Genomic DNA, 13,067 nt, shown 5'->3' with positions numbered 1-13,067 from the left:
GATTCACGAACACCTCCGTTCGAATCAGAAAGCAGCACTACTGTGACGCGCACTTATACCCCCAAAGCTGGCGACGCCCAGCGCGAGTGGCTCGTGATCGACGCGACCGACGTCGTCCTCGGTCGCCTCGCCTCGCACGCCGCCGTGCTCCTCCGCGGCAAGCACAAGCCGACCTTCGCCAACCACATGGACGCCGGCGACTTCGTCATCATCATCAACGCCGACAAGGTCGCGCTGACGGGCCAGAAGCTCCAGAAGAAGAAGGCCTACCGCCACTCGGGTTACCCGGGCGGCCTCAAGTCGGTGACCTACGAAGAACTGCTCGCGAAGAACCCCGAGCGCGCCGTGGAGAAGGCCGTTCGCGGCATGCTCCCGAAGAACAGCCTCGGTGCGCAGCAGCTCTCCAAGCTCAAGGTCTACCGCGGCGCAGAGCACCCTCACAGTGCTCAGCAGCCCAAGATGTACACCTTCGACCAGGTCGCCCAGTAAGCGCCGATTAAGGATCACTCGTGTCGAACATCGAGAACTACTCCACTGAGACGCCGGCCGACCAGACCGTCGCCGCCGTCGAGCGCCCCGTCCTCACCGTCCCCGGCGCAGCCGTGGGCCGCCGCAAGCAGGCCATCGCCCGCGTGCGCCTCGTTCCGGGCACCGGCGTCATCACCATCAACGGCCGCGAGTTCGAGGACTACTTCCCGAACAAGCTCCACCAGCAGCTGATCACCGACCCGTTCACGGTGCTCAACCTCACCGGCGCCTACGACGTCATCGCCCGCATCTCCGGCGGCGGCGACTCCGGCCAGGCCGGCGCCCTGCGCCTGGGCATCGCCCGCGCGCTGAACCAGATCGACGCCGAGAACAACCGCCCGGCACTGAAGAAGGCCGGCTTCCTCTCGCGTGACGCCCGCGTCATCGAGCGCAAGAAGGCCGGTCTCAAGAAGGCCCGCAAGGCGCCTCAGTACTCCAAGCGCTGAGTTCGGAAACCTCCATGCCGCTGTTCGGCACGGACGGGGTGAGGGGGCTGGCCAACGGCCCCCTCACCGCCGACCTCGCGCTGCACCTGGCCCAGGCGACCGCTGTCGTCCTGGGCCAGGGCCGTACCGCCGCCGCGCGCCGCGCCGCGGGCAAGCGGCCCACCGCCGTCGTTGCCCGTGACCCGCGCGTGTCGGGAGAGTTCCTCTCCGCCGCGGTCGCCGCCGGGCTCGCCTCATCCGGTGTCGACGTACTCGACGCCGGCGTGCTGCCCACCCCCGCCGCGGCGTTCCTCATCGGCGACATCGACGCCGACTTCGGCGTCATGGTCTCGGCCTCGCACAACCCCGCGCCCGACAACGGCATCAAGATCTTCGCCCGTGGCGGCGTCAAGCTCCCCGACGTGGTCGAGCAGCGCATCGAAGCCGCCCTCGACGGCGACATGCTCCAGCCCACGGGCGCCGGGGTCGGCCGCATCCGCCGGTTCGCCGACGCGGAAGACCGTTACGTCGTGCACCTGCTCGGCTCACTGCCGCACCGCCTGGACGGACTCCACGTCGTGCTCGACTGCGCCCACGGCGCCGCCGCCGGCGTCTCGCCCGAGACGTTCCGTGACGCGGGCGCCCGCGTCACCGTCATCGGCGCCGACCCGGACGGCCTCAACATCAACGATGGCGTCGGCTCGACGCATCTCGACCAGCTCGCGCGCAAGGTGCGCGAGATGGGCGCCGACGTCGGCATCGCCCACGACGGCGACGCCGACCGGTGCCTCGCCGTGGATGCGGAGGGCCGCATCGTCGACGGCGACCAGATCATGGCAATCCTCGCCGTGGCGATGAAAGACCGCGGGCGCCTCGTCGACGACACCCTCGTCGCGACGGTCATGAGCAATCTCGGGCTGCACCGCGCGATGCAGGACAACGGCATCCAGGTCGTCCAGACCGCCGTCGGCGACCGCTACGTGCTCGAGGCGATGAACAAGAACGGCTACTCCCTCGGTGGGGAGCAGTCGGGCCACGTCATCATGAGCGAGTTCGCCACCACCGGTGACGGGCTGCTCACGGGCCTGCACCTGGTCGCCGAGATGGCGCGTCAGGGCAAGTCGCTCGCCGAGCTCGCGTCGGTCATGACCGTGTTCCCGCAGGTGCTGCTGAACGTCCGCGACGTCGACCGCTCCCGCGTGGGGTCGGACGAGGTGCTGCAGGCGGAGGTCGAGGCCGTGCAGGCCGAACTCGGCGACACCGGACGCGTGCTGCTGCGCGCATCCGGCACAGAGGCCCTCGTGCGGGTGATGGTCGAGGCTGCCGATGCGGCATCCGCCCAGTCGTACGCCGACCGCATCGCCGCCGTCGTCCGCGAGCGCCTGGCCGCGTAGCCCGCGCCGCTGTCGCGCGGCCCTGCTGGTCCCGCGAAAGTGCATCGCCTCGGCGAATGTGCACCGAATCCGGTGCACTCTCGCCGAGGCGATGCACTCTCGGCGGATGCGGCGGGCCGAGCCGTTCACCCCCGGTCATTCATCGCGCACTGTTCGTCAAGTGGGCGGCTTCTCCCCGGCGGAGACTGGCAGGTATCGGCCGTGCGCTGAAGGCACCGCCTCGATCCACCCACCGAAGGAGACGAAGATGTCCGACCCCACTCCTGCCCTCGCCGACCCGGCCGTGAACGCGGACGCTTCGACCGGTGCCGCGTCGTCATCCGTCGAGACCGCACTCCTGGACCGCGTGCAGGCTCCCGAAGGCCAGGGTCGCGAGATCCAGGACGCCGCGACGCGCGAGGTCATCGGCCGCGCGCCGGTGCACTCGGTGGACGACCTGGACGCCGCCATCGCTCGCGCCAAGGCTGCCCAGCCGGCCTGGGAGGCGAAGGGGCATGACGAACGCAGCCGACTCCTGCTCGAGGCGGCGGACCGCGTCGACGCCGCGGCCGACGCGCTGGCCCGCATCCTCTCCCGCGAGCAGGGCAAGCCCCTGAACGGCCCCGGAGCACGCTTCGAGGTCGGAGCATGCTCCGCCTGGCTCCGGACGGCGGCCGGCACCCCGCTGGAGCCGCAGGTCGTCGTCGACGACGGCGAGGTGTACGCCGAGCTGGTCTACCGGGCGGCCGGGGTGGTGGGCGCGATCGGCCCGTGGAACTGGCCCATGATGATCGCGATCTGGCAGATCGCGCCGGCGCTCCGCATGGGCAACACGGTCGTGGTCAAGCCCAGCGAATACACGCCCCTGAGCGTGCTGTCGCTGCTCGCCGTGCTCAACGACGTGCTCGCCGAAGACGTCCTCGTCGGTATCTCCGGCGATCGGGAGGTCGGTGCGCGCCTGGCGTCGCATCCCGACATCGACAAGGTGATGTTCACCGGGTCGACGGCCACCGGGCGGAAGATCATCGAGAGTTCGGCCGGCAACCTGGCCCGCCTCACGCTGGAACTCGGCGGCAACGACGCCGGCATCGTGCTTCCCGACGCGGATCCGGAGGCGATCGCGGAGGGGCTCTTCTGGGGCGCGTTCATCAACACCGGCCAGACGTGCGCCGCGCTCAAGCGCCTGTACGTGCACGACTCCATCTATGACGACGTCGTGGCGGCGCTGGGCGCCTTGGCGGAGCAGGTGCCGATGGGGGTGGGACTGGACGAGGAGAACGTGCTCGGGCCCCTGCAGAACCGGCAGCAGTTCGACATCGTGTCGCGCCTGGTGGAAGACGCCAAGGCTCAGGGCGGCCGCGTCGTCGCCGGCGGCGAGCCCGCACCGGAGCTCGGCGAACTGTTCTACCGCACGACGATCGTCGCCGACGTCGCAGACGGCGTGGCGCTCGTCGACGAGGAGCAGTTCGGTCCCGCACTCCCGGTCATCCGCTACACCGACATCGAGGAGGCGATCGCCAGCGCGAACCGGCTCGACGTCGGCCTGGGGGCGTCGGTCTGGTCGAACGACCGCGACCGAGCGCGCGCTGTGGCTGCGCGCATCCAGGCGGGCACCGTGTGGATCAACTCGCACGGCGGAGTGCACCCGATGATTCCGTTCGGCGGGGTGAAGGGCTCGGGGTACGGCTTGGAGTTCGGCGTCGAAGGGCTCAAGGCCGTCGCGGTCCCGCAGGTGATCAACGGCTGACGAAGCCGATCCTCCGCGCTTCGAAGCCGCCGGCCCCTGGGGCCGGCGGCTTCTGCATTCTCCCGGTTTACCGGCGCGTGCAGCGGCCTTGACCGTCCGTGCACCGGCGGACGATGCCTGCGCCCGGCGTCAACCCGGCTGCGTCCGCGGTCAAGCGCGGCGCGTGCAGGGCACCAAGGATGTGACGTACCCCGAACCGCTGATCCGGAGGAGACCGAATGCGCACTCCCGACCTCGTCATCGTCAACGCCGTCGTGCACACCGTCGATCGAGAGAATCCGCGGGCGTCCGCGTTGGCCGTGTCCGACGGGCGCGTCGTCGCCCTCGGCGACGACGCGGAGATCCGTGCCCTGGCGGGAGCCGAGACGCAGGTGCGCGACCTCGGTGGCGCCCCGGTCATCCCCGGGCTGATCGATGTGCACAACCACCACCTCATGGCGGGCGAGGCCGACCTCTTCCAGCTCGGCTTCGCTCCCACCGCGGGCTTCGACGACGTCGTCGAAGCCGTGCGGGCGTACGCCGAGAACCTCGGGCCCGACGAGTGGGTGATCGGTGAAGCATTCGGCAGCCTTCTGCTCGACGACTTCTCCCGTATCGAGGCGCGTCGTCGTATGGATGAGGCGGCAGGCGGTCGTCCGGTCGTCCTCACCGACGACAGTCACCACAATCGCTTCGCCAACACCGCAGCGCTTCAGGCTGCCGGGATCGGCGACGACACTCCCGATCCCGATCAGGGCCGCATCGTCCGCGACCCGGAAACCGGAGAGCCGACCGGCCTGCTCATGGAATCGGCGACCATCCCCGTCATCGACGCCGTGGACCGGAGCCTGCAGCGCACCGCGGAGCGCTATCGTCGCGCCAGCGCACGCGCCATCGAGATCCTGCACTCCTACGGCATCACGGCGTTCCAGGATGCTGCAGCGACGGTCGAGATCATGGGCGCCCTGCGGGCGTTGGACGAAGACGGCGAGTTGCACGCCTGGGTGGTGTCGTCGCTGCTGTCCAGTGGATTCCTCTTCGCCAACACCCCCTTCGGAGACGAACTCGTCGCTCGGCGCGAGGAATTCCGCAGCGCCCATCACCGCCCGGACTTCGTCAAAGTCGCCCTGGACGGGGTCCCGCCGACCTACACCGGTGCATTCCTCACCCCGTACCTGCCTGACGAAGAGCACGGCCCGCACCACTGCGGCGTCACCACGATGCAGCCCGCCGAACTGGAGTCGTGGCTGCTGCGCACGGCAGCGCAGGGCCTCAGCGCCAAGATCCACTGCACCGGCGACGCCGCCGTGCGCGTCGCACTGGACGCGATTGCGAGCGTGCGCGCGGCCGGCCACACGGAAGTGAAGTACCAGATCGCACACGGCCAGTTCGTCCACCCCGACGACCGCGCCCGCTTCGTGACGTTGGACGTCTCGGCGGACATCTCGCCGTTCCTGTGGTTCCCCGGTGTCATCCCGGACGCGATCGCTCAGGTGCGTTCGGACGCCATGCACATGCATCCCAACCGCGAGCTCATCGACATGGGCGTCCTCGTGGCAGGCGGATCGGACTGGCCCGTCAGCGTCTCGCCCGACCCGTGGGAGGGGATTCAGGGGCTGGTCACCCGCGAAGACCCCCTCGGGCGCGCCCCCGGCGCCCTGTGGCCGGAGCAGGCGATCTCCCTCCTGGAGGCGCTCGAGGCCTTCTCGATCAACGCGGCGGTCGCCATGGGCGTCGACGACGTCACTGGATCGCTCACCGTCGGCAAGTCCGCTGATTTCGTGATCCTCAGTCAGGACCCGTTCGCCGTCCCGGCCGACCGGATCGTGGACACCCGCGCCGTGGAGACCTGGTTCGCGGGTCGCCGCGTGTATTCGCGCGGTTGACCGTTCCCGCATCCTCTCCCGCATCACCCACACCCGAAGGAGAACCATGAAACGCAGCATCCGCATCGCGTCGCTCGCCTCGGCAGCCGTCGCGAGCCTCATCCTCGCCGGCTGCAGCACGACCGCCGCCGACGACGCCGGGAGCGACGGGGGCGGCGAGGCCGCCGAGCGCGGCACCGTCGACAAGATCCTGTTCGACTACCCGTTCACGGCCCTGCCGGTCTACGGCGCGATCGTGAACATCGTCGAAGCCCGCGCGGCGGAGAAGGGCGTCGAGGTCGTCTTCACGAACGACGAGATGGACCTGCAGAAGCAGGTCAGCCAGCTCAACTCCTACCTTTCCAGCGACATCGACGCGGTGGTGTCGTTCCCGGTCGACCCGGCGAGCCTCGAGACGGTCGCGGAGCAATACCGTGACGCCGGCAAGTACTGGGTGACCTACGGCGGCGACATGACGAACCAGGACGCGACGCTGCAGTTCAGCTTCTACGACTCCGGCTACCAGCTCGGCGAGGACGCGGCGTCGTGGGCGCTGGAGAACGTCGGCCCCGATGCCAAGGTGATCGTCCTGTCGGAGACGGAGCGCCAGATCGGTCAGGAGCGCACTCAGGGGCTGCTCGACGCGATCAAGGAGACCGGTCCCGATCTGCAGATCGTCGCCGACCAGCAGGCGCTCACCCCGGACGATGGGTTGTCGGTCACGACGACGCTGCTCGCGCAGCATCCCGACGTCAACGTCGTCGTCGCCGCGGTCGGCGACGCGGCGCAGGGCGCCTACCAGGCGCTGGTCGCCTCCGGCCGTGCCGAGGACGACGAGCAGACCTACGTGGGCGGACTCGACCCCAACGTCTTCCTCCTGCAGAAGATGCAGGACGGCGGGTTCTTCCGCGCCGCTACCTACTTCTCGCTCGAGGACCTCGTCGCGCAGGTCATCGACATCCCGCTCGCCCTCGGCGAAGGGGAGGAGGACGCCAGCGTCGACCTGCCCGTCACGCTCGTGACGGCGGATGACCCCAGCCTCGCCGACTACATCGCGGAACTGGGCGGCTGACCGACCCGCCGGGGCGGGCGCGAGCCCGCCCCGGCTCCTTCACGAACGGAGCACACATGCCGGTAGCAGTACGTGGCCTGACCAAGCGATACGGCGCGACCCTCGCCCTCGATGACGTGACGCTGGAGATCCCCGACGGAGAGGTGCACGCGCTGCTGGGCCACAACGGCGCCGGGAAATCGACCCTCATCAAGTGCCTCGGTGGAGGCGCTCATCCCTCCGCCGGCGCCATCGAGATCGACGGCCGAGAATATTCCGGCCTGTCACCGCGGGAATCCATCGCCGCAGGGGTCGCCGTGATCTACCAGCATCTCAGCGTCCTGGAGAACCTGACCGTCGCCGAGAACCTCTTCATCGGGCAGGAGCGCACGCGGGGCGGATTCATCCGCCGGCGGGAGCAGCGGGCGCTGGCGCGCGAAGCGCTGGCCAACATCGGCGCACACGGGATCGACCCCGACATGAAAGTCGCCGCGCTCCCCATCGGTCAGCGACAGATGGTGGAGATCGCCAAGGTCCTCCAGCGTGACGCCCGCCTGCTCATCCTCGACGAACCCACTGCCGCGCTTTCCCGAGCTGAAGCCGCACGACTGGGCGAGCTGGTGCGCGAGCTCGCGAGTCGCGGGATCGCCATCCTGTACGTGACGCATCTCCTCGGTGAGGTTCTGGCGCTCGCCGACGCTGCCACGGTCATGCGCAACGGGCGCGCGGTCTGGTCGGCGCGGGGAGAGGAGATCACGCGGGCTTCGCTGGTCGGAGCCATCAGTGACGGGCACGGAGCCACGCATGACCGGCCCGTCCCGCCACGCCTGGGGGACGCGCCGGCACTTGCCGTCCGAGGGCTCACCGGCCCCGGTCTCGGACCCATCGACATCAGCGTCGCACCCGGCGAGATCGTCGCATGCTACGGACTGATCGGCTCCGGCCGCACGCGATTCTTCAACACCGTCTTCGGGCGGCTGCCCCGCACGAGCGGGACGGTCAGCGTGGACGGCGTTCCGCGCGACGCCACCTCTCCCGCGCGAGCACTCAAGGGCGGTATCGCGCTCGTGCCGGGGGATCGCGCACGCGAAGGACTGTTCGCCTCGCTGAGCGCCCTCGACAACACCGTCGTCAGCTCGATGAGCGCCCTCGCCCGGGGCGGCGTCCGCTCGCTAGCCGCCGAGCGCGGCGTGTTCGAGCGCGTCGCCTCCTGGCTCGCCTTGCGTCCGATGAGCTCGGATCTCGCGGCCGGCCGATTCAGCGGCGGGAACCAGCAGAAGATCCTGCTCGGCCGTTGGGTCAACGACGCAGCCCGCACCCGCGTGCTCCTGCTCGACGACCCCACCCAGGGCGTCGACGTGGGAGCCCGCAAAGATATCTACGACGCCGTCAAACGGCTCGCCGCCGAGCGCGGCGTCGGAGTGCTCGTGGCGACCAACGAGCCCGAGGAAGTGGTGGATCTTGCCCACCGGTGCCTCATCTTCGCCCGCGGAGCGGTCGTGCGGGAGATGTCGGTCGCACACGTCACGGCGGACGAAGTGCTCGCCGCCGTGCACGACACCGCTCCTGACACCCGCATCATCGATCTGCCCGAAGGACCCCGCCCATGAACCGCAATCGCCTGCTCACGCCCCTCGTCGAGGGCGTCGTGCGCACTCCGCTCCTGATCGTGCTGGTCCTCCTCGTCGTCGGGGTTCAGCTGGTCACCGACTCGTTCTTCGGATGGCAGAACATCCGCGGCATCCTGCAGGACAGCGCCGTCATCGCGATCGTCGCGATCCCCGTCGCGATGCTGCTCATCGCCGGCTACATCGACCTCTCGGTCGGCTCGAGCCTTGCGCTGGGCGGAGTGGTGGCGTCGCTGGTCATGGACAAGGCGGCCGGGCAACCCGCGGTGGCGGTTCTGCTGGCGATCCTGGCAGGGGCGGTGGTCGGGCTGTTCAACGCGTTCATCGTCACCGTGCTGGGGTTGAATTCGTTCATCACGACCCTCGGCACATTGACGGCGGTGCGAGGGGTCGCCCAGCTGATCAGTCCCACACCGCGCAACAACTTCGGAGACGATTTCGGTCTCCTCGGCGTCGGCACGGTGGCCGGGGTGCCGCTGTCGGTGTGGATCGCCGCTCTGCTGCTCGTGCTCGCCGGCATCTTCCTGACGTACACGCCCACGGGGCGGCACGTGTATGCCCTCGGTGTGAACCGGGAGGCGGCCTACCTCTCCGGCGTCCGAGTGCGGGCGCTTCCGTTCTGGTTGTTCATCCTCTCCGGCGCGATGGCCGGTTTCGCCGGCACCGTCGTCATCGCGCGTCTCAACAGTGCGCCGGCCGGCCAGCTCGGCGCCGGTTTCGAGCTGGTGGTCCTCACCGCGGTGCTTCTGGGAGGGGTGGCGCTCACCGGTGGGGAGGGCACGATCTTCGGAGTCATCGTCGGAGTGCTCTTCTACGGCGCCCTCAACAACTCGCTCGTCCTGCTGGGTGTGACGACGTTCTGGCAGGCCGTCGCCAGCGGCCTCGCGCTCGTGGCCGCGATCGGGTTGAGCGCACTCACGCACGTCCTGCGCATCCGGATGGCGTCGGCCAAAGCGCGTCGGCTCGCGAAAGCGGCGTGAGCCGGACGGCGGGCCGCGCGCCGGTCAGGCCCGCGTCGGCCGGACCGCGCTGGGCGGCACGCCGTAGTGCGCGCGGAAGGTGCGGCTGAAGTGCGCCGCATCCACGAAGCCGTTCTCCAGCGCGATCGCGGTCACCGACCGGTCGCCCGAGCGCGGGTCGATGAGCTGGTCGTAGCAGCGCTCGAGGCGACGGTTGCGGATGACGGTGGAGACGGTCGTGCCCTGGTCGTTGAAGATCGCGTGCAGGTGTCGTACGGAAACGAAGTGCGCCGATGCGATCATGGGCGGACTGAGTTCCGGCGAAGCGAGGTGCTCGTCGATGTACGCGAGGACGCGGCCCACCAGCGTTCCGTGCGGTGAGGCCGTCGTCTGGGCACCCAGCCCGTCTTCGATGAGCGCGGAGATCATGTCGATGGCCCCGCGGCACAGCCGCCGCGCGGGGTGCGCCTGCATGTCGCTGATCTGACTGGACAGCGACGCGACATAGGGGCGGACTATCGCCCCGACCGGGGAGTCGGCACCCAACTTCGTCGCCGTGAGCCGCGCGGTGAGGTCGGCGGGAAGGCCGAGGAGCTCCTTGGGGAACATGACCACGGAGATTCGCGTGTCGGCCGCGCACACCAGTGAGTAGGGGCGGTCGGTGTCGTAGAACGTCATGTCGCCCGAACTCAGCGCGGTCTCGCGGCCGCCCTGGACGATCAGGCCGGCGCCTCGTTCCACGAGGGTGAACTTGAAGTAGTGCTGAGGCGCCTCGCGGATGAGCGTCTCGGTGCGGTGTACGGAATGCGCATCGGCGGCGATGCCCAGCACGTGCACGTCACCGGCAGCACGGCCCCACAGTGCACCTTGGAAGGCGCCGGGGGAATGAGCCTGGATGTTGAGGGATACGACGGCCGTGCTGATCGCCGCGCGGAAGGCATCGAGGGGGAGCACACTGTCGTACGTGTCGGGCGCTTGAGCGTAGTGCGTGGGCATGGTCTCACTCCATCGTGAAACATGAATCGTATATGATTCGACTCACGGTATCACTGTTCTCGGGCGAGTGGTGGAATTCCATTCTCGTCAGGTCAGATTTCCCGCTGAGTGCGGTCGTGTTACAACGTCGCGTCGGCGTCCCGCACGCGGGCGATGGCGGATCCGATGGCGTCGATCAGGATCGGGACCTCCTCGTCTTGAATGGCCAGGGGCGGGCGGATCTTCAGCACGGATCCGGTGGGACCGATCCGGCTCAGGAGCACTCCCTCCTCCTTGACCGCCTCGACGATGCTGCGTGTGCGGGCGGCGTCGGGTCGCGTCTGCTCTGCGTCGGTGAAGACCGAGAAGCCGAAGAACAGCCCGTCGCCCTTGACCGGTCCCAACTCCGGGTAGCGCGAGGTGAGGGCCGACAGATCGGTGCGGATGCGCTCGCCCAGTCGCTGCGCCCGGGGGACCAGCTCCTCATCGTCGATGACGTGAAGGACCTTGAGGCCCACCGCGGAGGACACCGGATTGCCGGCGAACGTGTTGAAGTACTCGTTGCGCGAGCCGAACTCCTCCAGGAGGTCGGGCGTGGTCACCACAGCGGCGAGGGGGTGGCCGTTGCCGAGCGGCTTGCCCAGCGTGACGAGGTCCGGCGTGAGGGCGTAGCGCTGGTATCCCCAGAAGGTCCGGCCGGTGCGGCCCAGTCCCGCCTGCACCTCGTCGCCGATGACCAGGCCTCCCGCGTCCCGCACGCGCTCGGCGACCCCCTCGACGAATCCCTCCGGCACGCGCGGGAGCCCTTCGGTGGAGAAGATCGACTCCAGAATGACCGCCGCCACCCCGTGCCGCTCGCGTTGCAGTTCGGCGATCGCACGGTCGACCTGCTGCAGCGCCTCATCCCGGACCTGCACGGGATCAGCGCCGCGGTGGACCGCAGCGTCGAGGTCGGGGACGGCGAAGGCGCGCACGTTCGGCGCAAGGCCCTCGTGCGTGCGCAGGCCGGTCGTGGCGCCGGCCAGCAGCGAGGTGTTGCCGTGGTAGCTGTAGTCGGTCACGAGGATGCCGGATGCGGCGGTGTGCTGCATCGCGATCCGGAAGGCCAGCTCGTTGGCCTCGGAGCCGCTGTTGGTGAACAGCACGCGGTCGAGCCCCCGCTCGAACCGGCCGAGGAGCGCCTCGGCGTATTCGACGACGCGCTCGTTGAGATAGCGGGTGTGGATGTTCAAGGTGGCGGCCTGCCGGCACATCGCCTCGACGACGCGGGCATGCGCGTGGCCGACGTGGGGCACATTGTTGTAGGCGTCGAGGTACCGGCGGCCGCGGTCATCCGTGAGCCACACGCCGGAGCCGGAGACCAGGTGCACCGGCTCGTCGTAGAACAGCGGCGAGTGCCGGCCGATGGTGGCGAAGCGGCGGGCGAGAAGGTCGGTGCTCATCGGATCTCCTGGGCGGGGGAGCGGAGGTGGGACGGCCGCCACGGGGCGGGTGCGCCGGAAGTCAGCGTTTCGGCGATGTCGGCGACCCACGGGGCGACGACCTCGGAGATGAACTCGGACGCGGGATCGCCCGGTCGATCCGCCGCCCACCCGAGATACGTGAGGCCGCGGGCCAGCATGAGATCGTCCCACGCGCCGATTTCGGCGTCGGAGAGAGTGCGGTGGGCTTCGTATCCGCCGCGGACGGCGTCTTCGAACTCGGGGTAGCGCGGGTTGCGTGCGTGATGGAACACCGCCGTCACCAGGTCGAACACGTACCATCCGGTGCCGAAATCGTCGAAGTCGATGAGGACGAAGCCGTCCGTCGTCTCCAGGAGATTCTCCGGCGTCGCGTCGGCGTGGATGACGCCGAAGATGTCGCGACCGGTGCCGAGCGCGCGCAGCCGCCGGTGCACGTGGCCGACTCCGCGTTCCACCGCAGCCCGCTCGCCTGGCGTGAGGCTCGGGAGTGCGACGGGATCCCCCCACAGCGGACGGGGCCCGGCCAGTCCGTCCGCGTCCCAGGAGCCACGTCGGAATCCCTCCGGCTCGCCGATCCGCAGCGCCTCGGCGTGGACGCGGCCGAGGACCGCGCCGATCCCCGAGAAGGCGTGGGCGGGAGGGTCGTGCCGGCCGGACAGTGCCGCGTCGATGTCTCCGAAGGGACGCGCCCCCTGTACCCAGTGCTGCACCGACACGCTACGCACGTGGCCGTCGGCGGTCGCCGTGCTGAAGAGCGCACCCTCGGTCGTGCGGCGCACCGCGGGCACGGGGACCCCCGCCGAGGCGAGCGCGTCGAGGTAGCTCACTTCGGTGCGGATCTCCTCGTCGTCGCGGTACCCCGGCCGATGCAGTCGCACGGCGAAGACCGAGCCGGCGGACTCGGTCACCCGGAACACGTGGTTCTCGCGGTACTTCACGAAATCGACGGCGGATCGCGGGTCGAGCCCGAACAGAGGGAGGGCGGCCCGCACGAGCCGGTGGGCGACGTCGAGTTCCATGGGTCTCCTCTGGTGGGTGCGGCGCCACTCTGCCATACTCGGAGTTCAATATCCA

Annotated in this window: 11 protein-coding genes; 8 read left to right on the top strand and 3 right to left on the bottom strand. The window is 69.5% G+C overall.

Annotated features, from left to right (window positions below):
* Positions 1-42: 42 nt before the first annotated feature.
* The 8 genes from rplM to E4V99_RS03235 all read left to right on the top strand — a co-directional run bounded on the left by rplM (position 43) and on the right by E4V99_RS03235 (position 9,576).
* A complete protein-coding gene (rplM, locus tag E4V99_RS03270) occupies positions 43-489 on the top strand; it encodes a 50S ribosomal protein L13 (protein WP_135116415.1) in 447 nt (148 codons plus the stop codon).
* Between the two features lie 20 nt (positions 490-509).
* Positions 510-974: a 30S ribosomal protein S9 gene (gene rpsI, locus E4V99_RS03265; RefSeq protein ID WP_135063485.1), complete on the top strand. Its 465-nt coding sequence runs from the start codon at positions 510-512 to the stop codon at positions 972-974.
* A 14-nt stretch (positions 975-988) separates the two neighbouring features.
* A complete protein-coding gene (gene glmM / locus E4V99_RS03260; protein ID WP_135116414.1) occupies positions 989-2,347 on the top strand; it encodes a phosphoglucosamine mutase in 1,359 nt (452 codons plus the stop codon).
* 247 nt (positions 2,348-2,594) lie between these two features.
* Complete coding sequence (locus E4V99_RS03255; RefSeq protein WP_135116413.1) at positions 2,595-4,073, top strand: aldehyde dehydrogenase family protein; 1,479 nt, start codon at positions 2,595-2,597, stop codon at positions 4,071-4,073.
* A gap of 218 nt (positions 4,074-4,291) precedes the next feature.
* A complete protein-coding gene (locus E4V99_RS03250) occupies positions 4,292-5,938 on the top strand; it encodes an amidohydrolase (protein WP_135116412.1) in 1,647 nt (548 codons plus the stop codon).
* Between the two features lie 46 nt (positions 5,939-5,984).
* Positions 5,985-6,989, top strand: a complete 1,005-nt coding sequence (locus tag E4V99_RS03245) for a sugar ABC transporter substrate-binding protein (RefSeq protein ID WP_135116411.1) — start codon at positions 5,985-5,987, stop codon at positions 6,987-6,989.
* A gap of 56 nt (positions 6,990-7,045) precedes the next feature.
* Complete coding sequence (locus E4V99_RS03240; protein WP_135116410.1) at positions 7,046-8,578, top strand: sugar ABC transporter ATP-binding protein; 1,533 nt, start codon at positions 7,046-7,048, stop codon at positions 8,576-8,578.
* On the top strand, positions 8,575-9,576 hold the full coding sequence (locus E4V99_RS03235; protein WP_135116409.1) for an ABC transporter permease: 1,002 nt from the start codon (positions 8,575-8,577) through the stop codon (positions 9,574-9,576). The genes E4V99_RS03240 and E4V99_RS03235 overlap by 4 nt, the downstream gene beginning before the upstream one ends.
* A gap of 24 nt (positions 9,577-9,600) precedes the next feature.
* Here E4V99_RS03235 and E4V99_RS03230 read toward each other — a convergent pair whose 3' ends face one another.
* The 3 genes from E4V99_RS03230 to E4V99_RS03220 form a co-directional block, all read right to left on the bottom strand.
* The gene (locus E4V99_RS03230; RefSeq protein ID WP_135116408.1) at positions 9,601-10,551 is read right to left on the bottom strand and encodes a helix-turn-helix domain-containing protein; all 951 of its coding nucleotides are present in this window, start codon (positions 10,549-10,551) and stop codon (positions 9,601-9,603) included.
* A gap of 119 nt (positions 10,552-10,670) precedes the next feature.
* A complete protein-coding gene (locus E4V99_RS03225; RefSeq protein WP_135116407.1) occupies positions 10,671-11,972 on the bottom strand; it encodes an aspartate aminotransferase family protein in 1,302 nt (433 codons plus the stop codon).
* Positions 11,969-13,012 carry a phosphotransferase gene (locus E4V99_RS03220; protein WP_167758058.1) on the bottom strand — a complete coding sequence of 348 codons (1,044 nt, stop codon included), beginning with the start codon at positions 13,010-13,012 and terminating at the stop codon, positions 11,969-11,971. The genes E4V99_RS03225 and E4V99_RS03220 overlap by 4 nt, the downstream gene beginning before the upstream one ends.
* Positions 13,013-13,067: the final 55 nt, after the last annotated feature.

It is taken from the genome of Microbacterium sp. dk485, assembly GCF_004570445.1.
GTDB lineage: Bacteria > Actinomycetota > Actinomycetes > Actinomycetales > Microbacteriaceae > Microbacterium > Microbacterium wangchenii.
This window is presented reverse-complemented; position numbering and strand designations above follow the sequence as displayed.

Bases quoted from the DNA above. Each gene is read 5' to 3' on its own strand.
- glmM (WP_135116414.1), top strand. From the start codon at position 989: ATGCCGCTGTTCGGCACGGACGGGGTGAGGGGGCTGGCCAACGGCCCC.
- E4V99_RS03255 (WP_135116413.1), top strand. From the start codon at position 2,595: ATGTCCGACCCCACTCCTGCCCTCGCCGACCCGGCCGTGAACGCGGAC.
- E4V99_RS03250 (WP_135116412.1), top strand. From the start codon at position 4,292: ATGCGCACTCCCGACCTCGTCATCGTCAACGCCGTCGTGCACACCGTC.
- E4V99_RS03245 (WP_135116411.1), top strand. From the start codon at position 5,985: ATGAAACGCAGCATCCGCATCGCGTCGCTCGCCTCGGCAGCCGTCGCG.
- E4V99_RS03240 (WP_135116410.1), top strand. From the start codon at position 7,046: ATGCCGGTAGCAGTACGTGGCCTGACCAAGCGATACGGCGCGACCCTC.
- E4V99_RS03235 (WP_135116409.1), top strand. From the start codon at position 8,575: ATGAACCGCAATCGCCTGCTCACGCCCCTCGTCGAGGGCGTCGTGCGC.
- E4V99_RS03230 (WP_135116408.1), bottom strand. From the start codon at position 10,551: ATGCCCACGCACTACGCTCAAGCGCCCGACACGTACGACAGTGTGCTC.
- E4V99_RS03225 (WP_135116407.1), bottom strand. From the start codon at position 11,972: ATGAGCACCGACCTTCTCGCCCGCCGCTTCGCCACCATCGGCCGGCAC.
- E4V99_RS03220 (WP_167758058.1), bottom strand. From the start codon at position 13,012: ATGGAACTCGACGTCGCCCACCGGCTCGTGCGGGCCGCCCTCCCTCTG.